The sequence below is a fragment of the Cognatishimia sp. genome (assembly GCF_964229375.1).
Taxonomy (GTDB): domain Bacteria; phylum Pseudomonadota; class Alphaproteobacteria; order Rhodobacterales; family Rhodobacteraceae; genus Cognatishimia.
The window spans coordinates 1-15,341 of sequence record NZ_CAXREH010000094.1 but is presented as its reverse complement, the minus strand read 5'-3'; the positions used below and the strand labels follow the sequence as shown (position 1 = coordinate 15,341).

Here is a 15,341-nt window from a genome sequence, read left to right as displayed (position 1 = left end):
TGGCAACTGGACAGCGCGCGAGATGCAATTTCCAAGACATATAGGTTCAAGAATTTCATAGAGGCGTTTGGATTTATGACTAGCGCCGCGATCTGGGCCGAGAAATGGGCCCACCAACCTGAGTGGTTCAATGTCTACAGCCGAGTCGAGGTGACGCTGACCACACATGATGTGGGCGGTCTGTCTGCCTTGGATGTGAAACTGGCCAAAAAGCTGGATGCTTTGGCGGGCTAGGCCCCGAAATCAGGCAGCCCGTCAGCCTCTTCGCAAAAGATAAGGCGATTGCCAAAGGGGTCATCAATCGCCATGTCGCGCCAGCCCCAAGGCTGATCTTGATATCCCGGACGCGCATGGCGATAGGCCTTGGCGTTCAAAGCCGCACAATAACGTGCCACGTTTTTCATCGGAATGCGTACGGATGATCCGGGGGCTGCGTCGCCAAAGTGTTCCGACAGATGCAACTCGCATTTGCCAAAAGTCAGGCCCAGATACAGCGGCGTGTCCGGTTCAAATTGATGTTCAAACGCAACCTCAAATCCCAGAAACCCGACATAGAATTCACGTGCCTTGGCTTCGTCAAAGCTGCGGAAAATCGGAATAAGGGCTTCTGCGGTCATATGCGTGGATCTCCGTTTGTAAAGCAGAGGGCAGGGCGGCAATCACATGCCGCCCCGAATGATCAGAGCGCGTCGCGCAGTGCTTCGCCGCCAGAGATGTCACAGACGCCTGGGTTCTCTTCGGCGTGCAAGACTTTGACAACGCCATCTTCGGCATAAAGCGCATAGCGTTTAGACCGTGCGATCAGACCAGCTGGGGGGGCTGTAAAGTCCATCCCAACGGCCTTTGTGAATTCAGATTGCGCATCACCCAAAAAGGTCAGACCAGCCTCGGTCGCGCCTGTGGCCTCGCCCCATGCGGTCATCACGAACGGGTCGTTGACAGAGATGCAGATCACCTCATCCACGCCTTTGGCGTCGAAATCAGCTTTGGTGCGAATAAAGCTTGGAACATGCGCTGTGGAACACACGCCGGTATAAGCACCAGGCAAAGCAAAAATAACCACTTTGCGGCCAGCCAGCTTTTCGCTTAGGGACACGCCTTCTGGCCCTTCAGCGCCCAGCGTAAGAAGGGTTGCGTCGGGCAGTTTGTCTCCAACTGCTATCGTCATGGAAAACGTCTCCGTAATTTGGGTTTGCGTGTGCCTTAGATATAGGGCTACAGCTTGGATCAGCAACTAAATTTGAGAGAGTCACATGACGCATGTTGTCGTAGTCGGAGCTGGTCAGGCGGGCGCGTCGCTTGTCGCCAAACTGCGGAATTCTGGTTTTGAGGGCGAGATCACGTTGATCGGCGCAGAAACCGCGCCGCCGTATCAGCGCCCACCGCTGTCCAAAGCCTATTTGCTGGGCGATATGGCGTTGGATCGCCTGTATCTGCGACCAGAGAGTTTTTATGCCGACAATGCGATCACCCTGCGTCTGGGCACCGAAGTCACCGGCATTGATCCGGTGTCCAAAGCCGTGGCGATTGGCGACGAAATTCTGCCCTATGACGAGTTGGTCCTGACCACCGGATCATCTCCGCGTCGACTGCCCGCAGCGACCGGCGGCGCGCTGGAGGGCGTCTATACGGTTCGGGATTTGCCAGATGTGGACGCGATGGCGCCTGAGTTCGTCGAAGGCAAGTCCGTCTTGATCGTGGGCGGTGGCTATATCGGGCTTGAGGCCGCGGCGGTGGCTGCGAAAAAGGGGTTGAATGTGACCCTGGTGGAGATGGCCGATCGCATTTTGCAACGCGTGGCGTCGCCACAAACATCGGACTATTTCCGCGCGCTTCACACCAAACATGGGGTGAACATCGTCGAAGGGGTCGGCCTGTCTCGCCTGACCGGTGAAGGTCGCGTCACGGGCGCTGATCTGACCGACGGCACCCATCTGGACGTTGATTTCGTGATCGTAGGCGTGGGCATCATGCCCGGCACCGAACTTGCAGAAACCGCAGGCGTCGAGTTGGACAATGGTATCAAAACCGACGCCGAGGGCAGAACCTCGGTTGATGGCATCTGGGCCGCCGGCGACTGCGCCTCGTTCCCCTATAAAGACGGGCGTATCCGGCTGGAGAGCGTGCCCAACGCCATCGATCAGGCCGAAGTCGTCGCCCAGAACATTATGGGCGCTGGCAAGTCTTATGTCGCGACGCCGTGGTTCTGGTCGGACCAATACGATGTGAAACTGCAGATTGCGGGCCTGAACGCAGGCTATGACAGGGTTGTCACCCGAGACATGGGCGATGCGGGCGTGTCGTTCTGGTATTATCAGGGCCACGTATTGTTGGCTGTCGATGCCGCCAACGCGCCGCGTGATTATATGGTGGCGAAACGATTGATCGAGGCCGGGAAATCCCCTGCCGCCGAGGTTGTCTCGGATCCAGAGACGGTCCTGAAGGATCTGTTGAAAGCGTGAGGATTATCGCAGGAACCAATCGCGGCGTTGCCTTGGCCTCGGTCGGCAAGGGCGATGCGGGGGCGCATTTGCGCCCCACGACAGACCGCGTGCGCGAAAGCCTGTTTAACGTTCTGATGGGTGGCAAATTCGGCGATCCGATCAGTGATGCGCGGGTGCTGGATCTGTTTGCGGGCACCGGAGCGCTTGGGCTTGAGGCCCTGTCGCGCGGCGCACAATCCTGCGTGTTTGTGGACGACGGTCGCAAAGCCCAAAGCCTGATCCGTCAGAACATCAAGATCACCAAACAGAGCGACGCAAGTTCGGTGATCGGACGCGACGCCACGCGGATCGGCCCAAATCCCGGTGCGGGATGCGAGGTGGTGTTTCTTGATCCACCCTATGGCAAGGGGCTTGGCGTCAAGGCGCTGCTGGCGGCAAAAACAGACGGCTGGATTGCCGAAGGTGCGTTGGTGGTGTTTGAGGAAAACAGCCCGCAGGAGCCGCCCGAGGGCTTTGATCTGCTGGATCAGCGGCGTTATGGCGACACGCATGTGACCTTGCTGGAGCACAGCAGTTAGGGGCTTTGCCCCTCAGCCCGTGCGGGCTTCACCCCAAGATATTTTCAGCAAGAGAAAGTTCAGCCGTGTGCGGCGCGACTGTCGTCTGGGGCTTGGTCGCGGTCTGTCATGCCATAGTCCCTCAGAACATGCGCCACTTTGAGGCGGTAGTCTTTGAACACGCCCGCGCGTCCTTTGCTTTGTGCGCTGCGGTGTTTGGTGAGGGCGCGCCAGGCCTGTACCGCCTCTTCGTCGCGAAAGAAGGAGAGGGACAGCAGTTTGCCCGGCGTCGTCAGGCTTTGGAACCGCTCGACCGAGATGAAGCCATCCACCTCTTGCAGCAACGGTTTCAGTTCTGCGGCGATATCAAGATAGCCTTCTTTTTGTCCGTCTGCGATTTCAACTTCAAAAATGACTGCGATCATCTGGCATCTCCGTGTGGGGTTGATGCCAATGTCAGAAAGCAGCGATCCTCGCGCAAGAGGAATTTCTCGCGTTGTGCAAATTCGTAGTTTTCGCGTCCAAGCGGGTCTGCTGCGAGCCGGGCGCGATAGGCCTCATAGGCGGCAAGGCTTTCGATGTTGTAGATCCCGTAGGCCAAAGTGCTGGAGCCCTCGTGTGGCGCGTAATAGCCGATCAGATCGGCGCCGTTTCGAGGGATCGCCTGACCCCAGGTGCGGGCATATTGCGCGAACTGCGCCTTTTTGGTGGGATCGATATGATACCTGATAATACATGTCAGCATGGTGCGCTCCTTTTGTTATAAAACGGCTGTAGCAGCTTGACGGGCGATCATGCTTCGTCAATCATCGAAGTATGAAAGAAGGACCAGATATCGCCCAGGTGGCCGCGTTGATCGGGGATCCCGCGCGCGCCAATATTCTGACTGCGTTGATGAGCGGCAAAGCTTTGACCGCGACGGAGCTGGCTTTTGAAGCTGGCGTGACAGCACAGACCGTCTCGGCCCATCTTGCCAAGTTGTCTGACGGAGCTTTGGTCACCGCACGCAAATCCGGGCGGCACAAGTATTTCGCTTTGGCCAGTGATGAGGTGGCGGGCGTGCTTGAGGCGCTCATGGGGCTGGCGGCAGGGTCTGGGCATCTGAGGCAGCGCCCGGGACCCAAGGATGATGCCATGCGCAAAGCGCGTGTCTGTTATAACCATTTGGCAGGCGATATGGGTGTGCATATGTATCGCGCTATGATCGCGCAGGGATATCTTAAGGCACAAGGCGACACGCTGCGGCTGACGGCAGCGGGGCAAGGCTTTGTTTCCGAATTGGGCATAGAGCTCGACAAGTTGCCCGCCAGCAAGGCCCCGGTTTGCCGCGCATGTCTGGACTGGAGCGCCCGGTCTTCGCATTTGGCGGGACAGCTTGGTCGGGCGCTGTTGTCGCGGTTTATCGCGCTAAATTGGGCAAAACGGCAGGAAAACAGTCGTGTTGTCCACTTTACGCCAGAAGGCGAACGCGCGTTTTTGTCTTTGTTTCCAAAGGCGGAACGCACTATCGCCGAATTGTGACCATCTGTTTCCGTGCCATTAACGATCCTTGGTAATTTCGCGATATTGTCAGCGACGCGCCCAGATCGTGCCCCATTTCACCGCCAAAACTTGTGTCGAGCAGTAACCACAAGGATTGCGAAAAATGGATCGCTTAACGGAAATGGAAGCCTTTGCCACGGTCGTTGACCAAGGCGGCTTTACCGATGCCGCCAAAAAGATGGGCATCTCGAAATCCGCAGTATCCAAACACGTTTCCAGTTTGGAGGCGCGTCTGGGTGCTCGTTTGCTAAACCGCACCACCCGGCGTGTGAGCCCGACCGAAATCGGTCTGGCCTATTACGACCGTGCCCGCCGCGTTCTGAACGACGCTGGCGAAGCGGATGCGCTGGTCACGTCGATGCAATCAGCACCCTCTGGGCTTTTGCGCATCTCGGTTGCCACAGATTTTGGTGTGAACCACCTGTCCCCTGTTCTGGGTGATTTCCTCGCGGAATTCCCGGACATTACGGTGAATATGGTTCTGAACAACCGTTACGTTGAGCTGATCTCTGAAGGGTTTGACATGGCGATCCGCATAGGCGAGCTGGAAGACAGCTCTCTGCGGGCCCGCAAACTGACAGAAACAACCAAGCGTATGATTGCGAGCCCGAAGTATTTCGAGCAATACGGACGCCCGCAAAAGATCGACGATCTGAACGAACACAAGCTGTTGCATTATTCCAGCCAGTCCAATGGCGCGGTCTGGAAGCTGGCAGCGCCGTCTGGCGAGAAACGTCAGGTCCGGACAGCCGGTTGGCTTTCCGTGAATGACGGCCAATCCCTTTTGAACGCCGCAATCGCGGGGCTGGGCATCGCATATTTGCCAAGCTTCCTTTATGCGGACGCGATGGAACAAGGTCTGGTCGAGGACGCGATCCCCGATCTTCCGATGGAAACCCAGGGCATCTATGCGGTTTACCCACCGGGCCGGTTCACACAGCCAAAAGTGCGTGCCTTCATCGACTTCCTGGTGAACGCTTACGCCGACAAGGGTCCGACCGACTGGTAAGACCCACGCTACACACATCCATTTTTTCCCAGGCTCATCCAAGCCCGACTTGCCCCGCTTTTTGCGGGGCTTTTTTTGTGCAGGAGTCTGCGTGCTGCGGCTTAGGGCGTCAAAAGCACCGCCTCGACGCGGCGGTTTGACGTTTTGCCAGCGTCGCTGGCATTACTGGCCAAGGGCGACAGAAAGCCCACCCCATGCGCGTCGATCTGATCTGGCGACACACCCAGGCGTTCGACCAGATAATCGGCTACGGAATTGGCGCGTTTCTCGGACAGTTTCATATTGTTTTCAAAGCTGCCGACATTGTCGCTGTGTCCCACCAACGCAATCCGTCGGCTGTCGTCTTGGGACAGGAAATCGGCCAAATCCCGGAGCGACTGGAACGGCAGATCCGCCAGTTGCGATGACCCGGTTTGAAAGCTCAGGTCGCTGAGCACCGCGCGGCCGCCTGTGCGCAGCGCAAGAATGGTCGACCCGCGCGCAATCACGGGTGTTGAACTTAGCGTTCCCAGCGAGATGCCGGTGGTCAGAGGCAAATCCGCCTGGGCCGCGCCGGGCACGACGGAAATGATCTGCATTAGCCCTGCTTCTGGTGTGCGGCTGACCAGCACGGAAATCGCTTCGCTGCCGTTGTAGTTTTCCTTCAGCGCCGACACGAAGCGAAAATCCTGCAGATCAACGAACATGTCCGGCGCAGGCACGACTTCGGTGCTGAAGCGAAAATCAAATCCGCCACAGCTGTCGGCATCACAATCCAGCAAAATAGCATACCCGCCGGCCTCGATCTGGCGACGCAAGGGTTCTATCAACTGCTCGGTGCTGGCGGTTCCGGTCAAGGTCCACACTTGCTTGGTGACCTCGCCGTTGACCCTACGGGTCGACAGGTAGTCATCCAGAAATGGCGAATCCGGCAGGCCATAGCTGCCGGTTTCTGCGCTGGTTTCAAATGTGACCACACTGCCCTCTGGCAAAGAAATATCAAGCGCTGCCAATGGCATAGGCAACACAATCAAAGACAGAAGGGCAGATTTAAAAGTCATCGAGCCTGCGCATGATATTCAGGGTTGGGCACCATCCCAGTGGCTGAAGCCACCCGGTTGGACATATTGTAGAAACCCGCCACATTCGCAATATCCCAGATGTCACGATCGCTGAACCCGGCATCACGAAGCCGTTGGCGATCGCTTTCCTGAACGGTTTTGCTGGCTTCGGTCACCTGTGCTGCGAAATCCAGCATCGCGCGATGCCGCTCGGAAAGATCAGCGGCGCGATAGTTCATATGCAAAATCTCGCCCAACGCCGGGTCGCCGGACAACTGGCGCACCGCCGCCCCGTGCGCCACCAGACAATAAAAACAGCTGTTGATCGAACTGACGACCACGGCGATCATCTCGCGTTCCAATTTGCTCAGACCACTCTCGCCCAGCATCAAATCGTTATACAGCGCGGTAAAGGCATTCAGCTTGTCGATATCAAACGCATGCGCCTTCAGCACATTTGGCACCATGCCCAGCTTGTCTTCGCAAATACCAAAGTACTTAGCCGTCGCCTCGGGCAAAGGATCGACCATTGGCAGATCAAGGGCAGTGGTTTTGTCGGATTGGGTCATGAGCTACTCCGGTTTGATGCGGTAATGATACGCGCCAATCAGGGACATTCCCAAGCTTTGATACAAGCCATTCGCTGCGTCATTGGCCTGAGTGCAGATGACAGACACCGTATGTCCGCCGTTTTTCAGGGTCCATTGACCTGCGCGGTGCATCGCCCAACGTCCCAAACCACTGCGCCGATGCCCGGGAAGGATCTCGAGCGCATGAACCATGGAAATCCCCTGCGACATGGCCATAAACGAAGTGCCCGCAGGTTGGTCGTTGAACCGGCTGACGATGCCTGTCTTGGGCGTACAGGCGCGCCGCATAACCTCGATGCGTGCAGGCCCTATCCCGCCTGCGGCCCAGATCTCTTCCATGATGCGCAACGGTTCCCACGCAGGAATCGCAATCGTGCGCGGAATATCGTCGCGCGCAAGGGCGTCGGCCTTGGCTGCGTAAATATTGACCGGATCGATTACCTCATAGCCACGTGCGTCCAGTTCGGCGTCCAGATCTTCTTCGCCCGCCCGCAGCATGAACAATAATGGCTGCTGAAGGTTGCGCATGGCGGCTTCGGCGGTTTCGATTTTGGCCTCGGCCAGCGGTCCGGCGAGCGTGGCCGCACTTACCCGTTTACCCCCACCTTGTCCGTCGCGAATGGTGAACCCGCCCTCGTTCCATGCACCTGCGTGCGGCCATGTGGCTTCGGTCACATCATACAGGGTCTGAATGCTAGGAAGGCTCATGAAAACGTCTCTGCTAGCGCATCTATTGCCTTGGCCAAACGCGTTGAATCCGTGCCCCGCACCACCAGATTGGCCCCGTAAACGCCATCCTGCTGAAAGGGATAAGAGCCGAAAGACAAATCAGAAAACTGCGTCGCCACCTCTGCCAAAGGCCCTGCGATATCGCCTTCGCCTCTGGCCACCCGCAGCGTTTCCGACAGCAAAGGTGCCCCCCCTGTCAGAGACGGCAACACAGAGGCAACCATCGCCTTGAAAACGCTGGGAACGCCTGCCATGACATGCACGTTCTCAAGCGAAAAGCCGGGAGCGACCGACACCGGATTGTCGATCAACGCCGCACCGTCCGGGATCCGCGCCATCCGCAAGCGCGCGTCATTCAGCTCGCGGCCAGATTTTTCGTAAAAGTCAGCAAGCAGAGCGCGGGCGTCATCGCGAATGCCGATCGGCGTGTCAAAGGCCGCGGCGATACAATCTGCCGTGATGTCGTCATGGGTCGGACCGATGCCACCCGAAGTGAACACATGGTCATAACGCGCCGACAGCGCTTTGGTCGCATCGGTTATCTCTTGGGCTTCATCGCCGACAACGCGCACCTCTTTCAGGTCAATCCCGCGTTCTGTGAGCTGCCCTGCAAGGTAATGCATATTGGCGTCGCGGGTGCGCCCAGACAGAATTTCATCTCCGATGACAAGCATGGCGGCAGTTGGGTTTGGCATAGGCAGCTCCTTTGCGCTGCAAAATAGCCTGCGCTGAGCGTCACACAAGCTGAAAGCGATGTTCTTGCTGCGGCAGGTGCGGTAATCAGCCTTATGGAATTTGCTACACCCCTTGTCCCGGCCCGTCTCATCAAACGCTACAAACGCTTTCTGGCCGACGCACGGCTGGACGATGGCACAGAAATCACCGCCCATTGCGCCAATCCAGGTTCTATGCTGGGCCTGAAAGATCCGGGCACCAAGATCTGGCTTGAGCCCAACGACGATCCCAAGAAAAAGCTGAAATATGGTTGGCGGCTGGTTGATCATGAAAACGGCCATTTCACTGGCGTTGACACCTCTGTCCCCAACCGCGCTTTGAAAGCTGCGCTGATGGCGCATCAGGTGCCAGACCTTGCCGCGCATCCAACTGTGCGCAGCGAAGTCAAATACGGCCAGAACAGCCGCGTAGATTTCCTGTTGTCAGGCAATGGCCCCGATCTGTATGTCGAGGTGAAATCCGTCACCCTGTCGCGCAGCACAGGACGCGCAGAATTTCCCGACAGTGTCACGGCACGCGGAACCAAGCACCTGCATGATCTGACCGATATGGTGGCCGCGGGCCATTCAGCCCTGATGTTCTATCTGGTCCAGCGCACCGACGCAGAGGTCGTGACCCTGGCTGATGACATCGATCCAACCTATGCAAAGGCCTTTGACAGGGCGATGGAGGCAGGGGTTCAGGTCCTAGCCTATGACTGCAATATCTCGCCACAGGGCATCACGCTGGGCGTACCACTCCCGTTTCGCCGCTAGACCTCTGGTTCTTTCGGAAAGAACACCCTAAGTATGACACCAACAACGACTTTCGGAGCGCCTCAATGATCCTCAAGGCAGGTAAAACACGCGATGGCATCACAATCCACCAAGAGGCGGATTTTGCAGGCATGCACGCCGCAGGCCAGATCACCGCGCGTATTCTGGACGAGATTTCTGATCACGTTTTCCCCGGTCAGACCACCGGCGAAATCGACAGGATCATTGAACAGAAAGTCACCGACTACGGCACAAAATCTGCCACGATCGGATACAAAGGCTATCAACACGCCAGCTGTATTTCGGTGAACCATGTGGTGTGTCACGGCATTCCCGGCGACAAGAAGCTGAAAGACGGTGATATCCTGAACATCGACGTCACAGTAATTGCTGACGGTTGGTTTGGCGATTCAAGCCGCATGTATGTGGCAGGCAAACTGCCCCGCAAAGCCGAACGCCTGATTCAGGTGACCCACGACGCCCTGATGCTGGGCATCGAAGCAGTCAAACCCGGCAACACATTCGGGGACATCGGCCATGCAATCCAGACCTATGCCGAGGCGCAGCGCATGTCTGTCGTTCGCGACTTCTGTGGTCATGGTCTGGGTCGGGTCTTCCACTCCCCGCCAAATGTGCTGCACTACGGGCGCCCGGGAACTGGTCCAGTGCTCGAAGAAGGCATGTTCTTCACAATCGAGCCAATGATCAATCTGGGACGGCCTGAAACCAAAGTGCTCGCCGATGATTGGACTGCGGTGACACGCGACAAGTCTCTGTCCGCGCAATTTGAGCACTCAATCGGCGTCACCTCGGATGGGTTTGACATCTTCACGCTCTCGCCTGCGGGCAAGTTTCACCCCACTTACGGCTGATCTTTCTCTTGCCGAAAATATCCTGGGGTGAAGCCCGCACGGGCTGAGGGGCAAAGCCCCTAGAACGCCGCAGCCAAGCGCGCCCCTTGATTGATCGCCCGTTTGGCGTCGAGTTCCGAGGCCACATCGGCGCCGCCGATTACGTGACACGTGATGCCCTCATCGCTCAGCGCGTCAGCAAGAGAGCGCTCTGACAGCTGGCCTGCGCAGATCACGACGTTGTCGACGGCAATCACCTCGGGGTTTTCGCGTGCCTCGCCAAAGCTGATATGCAGCCCGTCGTCGTCGATACGTTCATAGTTCACGCCTCCGACCATACGCACGTCTTTCATGCGCAGAGCCGCCCTGTGAATCCAGCCTGTGGTCTTGCCAAGCCCTTTGCCAAGCGCCTTGGCTTTCCGCTGCAACAGCGTCACCTCGCGTGCGGGCGCATGGGGCTGTGGGCCCTCGGGCACCAGTCCGCCACGTTCTGCGGCCGGGTCTGTCACACCCCATTCTTTCATCCAGGCGGGCAGGTCTTCGGTCAGGCTTTCGCCTTCGTGGACCAGAAATTCCGACACATCAAACCCGATGCCGCCCGCGCCGATCACCGCCACGCGTTTGCCGACGGGTGCCTTGTGTTTCAGCACATCCAGATACCCCAGAACCATCGGGTGATCTTGCCCCGGAATGCCCGGATCACGCGGCGTGACGCCGGTGGCGATGACGACTTCGTCAAAGCCCGACATGTCGTTGACACTGACCTCGCGGCCCAATTTGACGTCGACGTTCAGATCTTTCAGCATCACCTCATACCAGTCGACCAAGCCCCAGAACTCTTCCTTTCCGGGGATCTGTTTGGCCACATTCAACTGGCCACCCACTTTCGTATCCCGATCAAACAGGGTCACCGCATGTCCGCGCTCGGCGGCTGTGATTGCAGTCGACATGCCGGCGGGGCCCGCACCAACGATGGCAATTTTCTTGGGCGAGGATGCCGGCGCGATGGTCAGGTCGGTTTCAAAGCAGGCGCGTGGGTTGACCAGACATGAGGTCATCTTGCCGCTGAATGTGTGATCAAGACAGGCTTGGTTACAGGCGATACAGGGTGCGATCGTGTCGGCGCGACCTGCCATGGCTTTGGCGACAAACTGGCTGTCGGCCAGAAACGGGCGTGCCATCGACACCATATCCGCGCAACCCTCGGCCAAAACGCCTTCGGCCACATCCGGAGTGTTGATCCGGTTGGACGTGATCACCGGAATCCCAACCTTGCCCATAAGCTTTTTGGTCACCCAGGCAAAGGCGCGGCGGGGCACCGAGGTGGCGATTGTCGGAATGCGGGCTTCGTGCCAGCCGATCCCTGTATTCAGGATCGTGGCGCCTGCGGCTTCGATGGCCTGAGCCAGTTGCACGACCTCGTCATGTGTCGACCCATTGGGCACCAGATCGATCATGGAGATCCGGTAGATGATGATGAAGTCATCCCCCACCGCCTCGCGGCAGCGGCGCACCACCTCGACAGGCAGGCGCATCCGGTTTTCATAGGCTCCGCCCCAGCGGTCTTCGCGTTTGTTCACATGGGTGACCAGAAACTGGTTCAGAAAATACCCTTCGGATCCCATAATCTCGACACCATCATAGCCAGCCGCGCGCGCGCGCGTGGTTGCCGTCACAAAATCCTGAATTTGCTTTTCGATCCCGTCTTCATCCAGTTCTTTTGGCGGAAAGGGCGAGATCGGAGATTTGATCGCAGAGGCCGAAACACAATTCGGGCCATAGGCATAGCGTCCGGCGTGCAAAATCTGCATCGCGATCTTGCCGCCCGCGTCGTGCACACGATCGGTGACGATTTTGTGGTTGGCGATATCCTCGTCGTTAAACAGCCCGGCCGCACCTGGAAAGACGCCGCCTTCCACACTTGGGGCCATGCCGCCGGTGACCATCAGGCCTACGCCACCCCGCGCGCGTTCGGCATAGAATTCCGCGACGCGATTCCAGTCTTTGGTCTCTTCAAGCCCGGTGTGCATGGATCCCATCAACACACGGTTTTTCAACGTGGTGAAACCCAGATCAAGCGGCGCAAGTAAATTTGGGTAGCTGGTCATAGCGGCCTCCTCAGACAGATCTTAACTCTGCCCAGAAATCCTGACTGTGTCAGGGGGCAACCTCGCGTCATCTGAGCAATTGCAACGTTAGGTCGTTTCCACGCAATGACGGCGGAAGGCCCGCTTGAGCATATCCAGCTCGGCGCGCAGCAGATCCATTTCGGCGCGGATATCTTCGGCAACAGCTTCGCCTGCGATGATCGAGAAGCTTTCCAGCGTTTCGCCACTGGATTTTTCGCGGATCAGAAAGGTGTGCACCCCATCTGCAATCGCGGTCGAGGGAATGGGAATGCGCAGGATCCAGCGATTGTCGCCGTTTTCAATCAGCGTCACGTGATCGAGCAGTTTTTCCAAAAGGGTCACTTCGATTGTTGGTGCAATGCCGTCAGAGGACTTGGATGTAAGAACTCCGTCCCAGACACCTTCAAACAAGCGGGTTTTGGTCAGCGTATATGTACTCATAATGGGCTACTCATATCTCGGCGCGCAGGCGGCGGCTGAAGTTCAGGTCGCGCAGGATGACTTGATTCATTTCCGGACCTTCAAAGATCAGGTCGATCCAGGCCTTTTCCAACTGTTTTTCGTTTAACTGCGTATAGGCCAGATCGAATTCGACGCTGATTTCCTCTTGGTTCAGTGGCAACTCGCGGACGATCTGTTCGGTGTTCGGCCCGTGCTTCACATTAAGACGCGCAAAGATCTCGAGCGGCTTTTCCATTTCGACGATGGTCGACATGCGAAAGACGTGGTGCCGGCTGAGGTTGCTGAGCGCTTGGTCCGGAATATCCAGAACCAGCGACAGAAAGGATCCGTCAAAGCCAAACACATCCATGCGCAGGCCATAGGGGGCCAGATCTTTTTCGCGCTGATTGCGCAGCTGGCGCAGAGTCAGTTCTGAATACTTGCAGTCGTGAAACAGCACGACCTCATCGCCAAGCGACTGTTTGGACTGGACCGACACCATGCCCTTGGAGGGCAGGCTTTCTCGCCAGATCGCAGGTCGCCAGGACCAATCCGTGCCATGTGGTTTGAAAAAGGAATTCGAGCCGATGACAGGCAGGGCAAGCTGCCCGTCGGCCACGGAAATCACCTCGTCCAGATGCGCGCGCAATCTGCGGGCCTGGGTGCGGCGGGTTTTCAGAGGCTCCAGCTCCATCTCGCGGGCATGCTGCGCCGTGGAGGACCAATAGCTCGTCAGACCCCTTTGGATCATTCTGTGAAAAACACCGCCCGGATATGCTGCCATGTACTCGTGACCAAAGATTATTATGACGGATTTGAATGCCCCAGAACTAGGAACAATCGAATTTCAAAGCCGTTATTGTTTCGTCTTTAGTTTTTTTGAAGCAATCCGCCGAAAAAATCAAATACCGATCCATTTTCATTTTCAGAAGATTCGACAGGTATCGCGCCTTCTGCAACCACAAGGGTGTCTGGATCAATCACAGGGCTTTCTGCGTGGATATTTGCGGCGAGCTCGCTCAGTAGCACGGGCCCGCGGTTCAAGGATATCTCGCTATAGGGCGGGCCGAAGGCAGCAAGCGACACAACGCGGCCGTTCACCACCGTTACCGCGCGCCAGTAATGCGAGTCAGCGCCGTCCACCAAACGGTCGCCGCCTTCGTCAATCAAGACCGAGACAACCTTGCCGCGCCGCTTGGGTTCGCCAAAGGATTCAAGCCCGGCCATCAGCTCGGACATAGAGGGTGGGTTCGCGCTGACAGGGCCAACAGACACGGTCAAAAGCCCACGTTCATAAGGCTCAAGCCGAGTTTGGGCCTTGCGCAGAACATTGCAGTCGCCAAGCAGGACAAAGTCTTTGGACGCACGGCTGCCGCGGTCAATGCAATAGCCATCCGGCGCGCGCACGATCACGGCGCCCTGCACCAGTTTCACGCGTTCACGCTGGCGGGCGCGGCTGATCAAATCAATAGAACGTGTCGAGATGGAAACGTCGCGATCCTGCGCAGATGGGCTTTGGCCGGGCAGGGACAAACATCCAGACAGCGCCATCGCTGCACCCAGGATCAGTCCCCGTGAGATTGTCGTCGCTTTGGACGGCATATGTCCTCTCCATTCGCTTGCCTGCCCGTGATATGCAGCCCCACGCCGCCAGGGCAAGCCTCCCCTGTACCATTGAACCAAAAAACGTTACGGCTGGCTACATGTCTGCCTACGACCCTCACGACTCTTTGGCCAAAGAAGCCTATCCACACTCCGGTCTCTTGCGTCTTTTTTCGGGCGTCGTGCTGCTTTTTGTTGGCACGATCGCTTTTCAGGTCGCCTTGGTGCGCCTGATGGAGCGGGCCGGTTTCGGCGGTCTGCTTGAGGCCAGTTTCACTGGAACCACGGCTGCAGGCACGGTTGTGGCCCTGTCTACGTTTGTGATTCCTTTCATGGTGCTGTGGGTGGTTTTGCGCGGGCTGCACAACCGGGCGATTTCCGGCGTTCTGGGCCCGCTGCATCTGGCGTTCCGAGATTTTTTCCGCGTGATGCTGGCTATCGTTGCGTTGGTCGCGGTTGTTTTGATCCTGCCATCGCCTGAGGGCATGCAACCGGTCAGTCAGCTTGCGTTTTCCACATGGCTGATGTGGCTGCCCTTGGCTTTGCCCGCCGTTCTGCTGCAGGTGTCCTGCGAGGAATTTATCTTTCGCGGGTATATGCAAAGCCAGTTGGCCGCGCGGTTCACGAATCCTGCAATTTGGATTTTCGTGCCAAGTTTCCTCTTTGGTCTCGCCCACTATGCCCCCGGAATCTATGGCGAGAACGCTATTTTGGTTGCGGGCTGGGCGTTTCTGTTCGGAATGGCAGCCGCCGATGTCACGGCGCGCAGCGGTTCGTTGGGGCCTGCCATCGCGATGCATTTTGTGAACAATATCATAGGCATTCTGATCGTTGGCACACCGGGCCACCTGTCTGGTCTGGCCCTAACGGTTCTGCCCTTTGGGCCCGAGGAAACTGACCTCGTCCGTCAGGCCTTG

The 15,341-nt window shown here is 57.6% G+C and carries 20 protein-coding genes; 8 read left to right on the top strand and 12 right to left on the bottom strand.

From position 1 onward, the window contains the following. Positions 1-234: 4a-hydroxytetrahydrobiopterin dehydratase (locus tag ACEQWH_RS07370; protein ID WP_370229293.1), on the top strand; the 234-nt coding region annotated here is incomplete at its 5' end. Here ACEQWH_RS07370 and ACEQWH_RS07365 read toward each other — a convergent pair. Beyond that, a complete protein-coding gene (locus ACEQWH_RS07365; protein ID WP_370229291.1) occupies positions 231-617 on the bottom strand; it encodes a glyoxalase superfamily protein in 387 nt (128 codons plus the stop codon). The two genes, ACEQWH_RS07370 and ACEQWH_RS07365, sit on opposite strands and share 4 nt — an antisense overlap. Positions 618-679: 62 nt before the next feature. After that, on the bottom strand, positions 680-1,168 hold the full coding sequence (locus ACEQWH_RS07360) for a peroxiredoxin (RefSeq protein WP_370229289.1): 489 nt from the start codon (positions 1,166-1,168) through the stop codon (positions 680-682). Between the two features lie 85 nt (positions 1,169-1,253). On the opposite strand from ACEQWH_RS07360, the gene ACEQWH_RS07355 reads away from it, so the two are divergent. Further along, on the top strand, positions 1,254-2,462 hold the full coding sequence (locus ACEQWH_RS07355) for an NAD(P)/FAD-dependent oxidoreductase (protein ID WP_370229287.1): 1,209 nt from the start codon (positions 1,254-1,256) through the stop codon (positions 2,460-2,462). Continuing rightward, entirely contained in the window at positions 2,459-3,022 is a 564-nt protein-coding gene (gene rsmD / locus ACEQWH_RS07350; protein WP_370229286.1) for a 16S rRNA (guanine(966)-N(2))-methyltransferase RsmD, read from the top strand. Before ACEQWH_RS07355 ends, rsmD begins: the two co-directional genes overlap by 4 nt. 59 nt (positions 3,023-3,081) lie before the next feature. On the opposite strand, the gene ACEQWH_RS07345 is transcribed toward rsmD, so the two are convergent. Both ACEQWH_RS07345 and ACEQWH_RS07340 read right to left on the bottom strand, forming a co-directional pair. After that, positions 3,082-3,426, bottom strand: coding sequence for an antibiotic biosynthesis monooxygenase (locus ACEQWH_RS07345; protein ID WP_370229284.1), 345 nt, complete (start codon positions 3,424-3,426; stop codon positions 3,082-3,084). Further along, complete coding sequence (locus ACEQWH_RS07340; protein WP_370229283.1) at positions 3,423-3,746, bottom strand: NIPSNAP family protein; 324 nt, start codon at positions 3,744-3,746, stop codon at positions 3,423-3,425. Before ACEQWH_RS07340 ends, ACEQWH_RS07345 begins: the two co-directional genes overlap by 4 nt. A 71-nt stretch (positions 3,747-3,817) precedes the next feature. Here ACEQWH_RS07340 and ACEQWH_RS07335 point away from each other — a divergent pair, with 71 nt between their 5' ends. Next, positions 3,818-4,522, top strand: a complete 705-nt coding sequence (locus tag ACEQWH_RS07335) for an ArsR/SmtB family transcription factor (protein ID WP_370229281.1) — start codon at positions 3,818-3,820, stop codon at positions 4,520-4,522. A gap of 124 nt (positions 4,523-4,646) precedes the next feature. Continuing rightward, complete coding sequence (locus ACEQWH_RS07330; protein WP_370229279.1) at positions 4,647-5,552, top strand: LysR family transcriptional regulator; 906 nt, start codon at positions 4,647-4,649, stop codon at positions 5,550-5,552. A gap of 101 nt (positions 5,553-5,653) precedes the next feature. On the opposite strand, the gene ACEQWH_RS07325 is transcribed toward ACEQWH_RS07330, so the two are convergent. Genes ACEQWH_RS07325 through ACEQWH_RS07310 form a run of 4 tightly spaced genes read right to left on the bottom strand, consistent with a single transcriptional unit; the run spans position 5,654 to position 8,606 of the window. Then, a complete protein-coding gene (locus ACEQWH_RS07325) occupies positions 5,654-6,592 on the bottom strand; it encodes an OmpA family protein (protein ID WP_370229278.1) in 939 nt (312 codons plus the stop codon). Next, positions 6,589-7,161 carry a peroxidase-related enzyme gene (locus ACEQWH_RS07320; protein ID WP_370229276.1) on the bottom strand — a complete coding sequence of 191 codons (573 nt, stop codon included), beginning with the start codon at positions 7,159-7,161 and terminating at the stop codon, positions 6,589-6,591. The genes ACEQWH_RS07325 and ACEQWH_RS07320 overlap by 4 nt, the downstream gene beginning before the upstream one ends. A 3-nt stretch (positions 7,162-7,164) precedes the next feature. Then, entirely contained in the window at positions 7,165-7,890 is a 726-nt protein-coding gene (locus ACEQWH_RS07315; RefSeq protein WP_370229275.1) for a GNAT family N-acetyltransferase, read from the bottom strand. After that, positions 7,887-8,606: a competence/damage-inducible protein A gene (locus tag ACEQWH_RS07310; protein WP_370229273.1), complete on the bottom strand. Its 720-nt coding sequence runs from the start codon at positions 8,604-8,606 to the stop codon at positions 7,887-7,889. Before ACEQWH_RS07310 ends, ACEQWH_RS07315 begins: the two co-directional genes overlap by 4 nt. A gap of 93 nt (positions 8,607-8,699) precedes the next feature. Here ACEQWH_RS07310 and sfsA point away from each other — a divergent pair, with 93 nt between their 5' ends. After that, a complete protein-coding gene (gene sfsA, locus ACEQWH_RS07305) occupies positions 8,700-9,401 on the top strand; it encodes a DNA/RNA nuclease SfsA (RefSeq protein WP_370229271.1) in 702 nt (233 codons plus the stop codon). A 65-nt stretch (positions 9,402-9,466) separates the two neighbouring features. Next, complete coding sequence (gene map, locus ACEQWH_RS07300) at positions 9,467-10,273, top strand: type I methionyl aminopeptidase (RefSeq protein ID WP_370229269.1); 807 nt, start codon at positions 9,467-9,469, stop codon at positions 10,271-10,273. Positions 10,274-10,332: 59 nt separating this feature from the next. Here map and ACEQWH_RS07295 read toward each other — a convergent pair whose 3' ends face one another. From ACEQWH_RS07295 to ACEQWH_RS07280, 4 genes are all read right to left on the bottom strand, one after another. Beyond that, positions 10,333-12,360, bottom strand: coding sequence for an FAD-dependent oxidoreductase (locus ACEQWH_RS07295; RefSeq protein ID WP_370229268.1), 2,028 nt, complete (start codon positions 12,358-12,360; stop codon positions 10,333-10,335). Positions 12,361-12,447: 87 nt separating this feature from the next. Further along, positions 12,448-12,822: a hypothetical protein gene (locus ACEQWH_RS07290; protein WP_370229266.1), complete on the bottom strand. Its 375-nt coding sequence runs from the start codon at positions 12,820-12,822 to the stop codon at positions 12,448-12,450. Positions 12,823-12,832: 10 nt separating this feature from the next. Further along, entirely contained in the window at positions 12,833-13,606 is a 774-nt protein-coding gene (locus ACEQWH_RS07285; RefSeq protein WP_370229264.1) for a DUF6478 family protein, read from the bottom strand. An 86-nt stretch (positions 13,607-13,692) separates the two neighbouring features. Further along, positions 13,693-14,424, bottom strand: a complete 732-nt coding sequence (locus tag ACEQWH_RS07280; RefSeq protein ID WP_370229263.1) for a hypothetical protein — start codon at positions 14,422-14,424, stop codon at positions 13,693-13,695. 101 nt (positions 14,425-14,525) lie between these two features. Here ACEQWH_RS07280 and ACEQWH_RS07275 point away from each other — a divergent pair. Next, a partial coding sequence (locus ACEQWH_RS07275; RefSeq protein WP_370229262.1) for a lysostaphin resistance A-like protein occupies positions 14,526-15,341 on the top strand: 816 nt, incomplete at its 3' end.

Coding starts and splice junctions, on each gene's coding strand:
- ACEQWH_RS07295 (WP_370229268.1), bottom strand. CDS start 12,360: ATGACCAGCTACCCAAATTTACTTGCGCCGCTTGATCTGGGTTTCACC.
- map (WP_370229269.1), top strand. CDS start 9,467: ATGATCCTCAAGGCAGGTAAAACACGCGATGGCATCACAATCCACCAA.
- ACEQWH_RS07365 (WP_370229291.1), bottom strand. CDS start 617: ATGACCGCAGAAGCCCTTATTCCGATTTTCCGCAGCTTTGACGAAGCC.
- sfsA (WP_370229271.1), top strand. CDS start 8,700: ATGGAATTTGCTACACCCCTTGTCCCGGCCCGTCTCATCAAACGCTAC.
- ACEQWH_RS07280 (WP_370229263.1), bottom strand. CDS start 14,424: ATGCCGTCCAAAGCGACGACAATCTCACGGGGACTGATCCTGGGTGCA.
- ACEQWH_RS07345 (WP_370229284.1), bottom strand. CDS start 3,426: ATGATCGCAGTCATTTTTGAAGTTGAAATCGCAGACGGACAAAAAGAA.
- ACEQWH_RS07330 (WP_370229279.1), top strand. CDS start 4,647: ATGGATCGCTTAACGGAAATGGAAGCCTTTGCCACGGTCGTTGACCAA.
- ACEQWH_RS07290 (WP_370229266.1), bottom strand. CDS start 12,822: ATGAGTACATATACGCTGACCAAAACCCGCTTGTTTGAAGGTGTCTGG.
- ACEQWH_RS07320 (WP_370229276.1), bottom strand. CDS start 7,161: ATGACCCAATCCGACAAAACCACTGCCCTTGATCTGCCAATGGTCGAT.
- ACEQWH_RS07335 (WP_370229281.1), top strand. CDS start 3,818: ATGAAAGAAGGACCAGATATCGCCCAGGTGGCCGCGTTGATCGGGGAT.
- ACEQWH_RS07315 (WP_370229275.1), bottom strand. CDS start 7,890: ATGAGCCTTCCTAGCATTCAGACCCTGTATGATGTGACCGAAGCCACA.
- ACEQWH_RS07310 (WP_370229273.1), bottom strand. CDS start 8,606: ATGCCAAACCCAACTGCCGCCATGCTTGTCATCGGAGATGAAATTCTG.
- ACEQWH_RS07285 (WP_370229264.1), bottom strand. CDS start 13,606: ATGGCAGCATATCCGGGCGGTGTTTTTCACAGAATGATCCAAAGGGGT.
- ACEQWH_RS07325 (WP_370229278.1), bottom strand. CDS start 6,592: ATGACTTTTAAATCTGCCCTTCTGTCTTTGATTGTGTTGCCTATGCCA.
- ACEQWH_RS07355 (WP_370229287.1), top strand. CDS start 1,254: ATGACGCATGTTGTCGTAGTCGGAGCTGGTCAGGCGGGCGCGTCGCTT.
- ACEQWH_RS07360 (WP_370229289.1), bottom strand. CDS start 1,168: ATGACGATAGCAGTTGGAGACAAACTGCCCGACGCAACCCTTCTTACG.
- ACEQWH_RS07340 (WP_370229283.1), bottom strand. CDS start 3,746: ATGCTGACATGTATTATCAGGTATCATATCGATCCCACCAAAAAGGCG.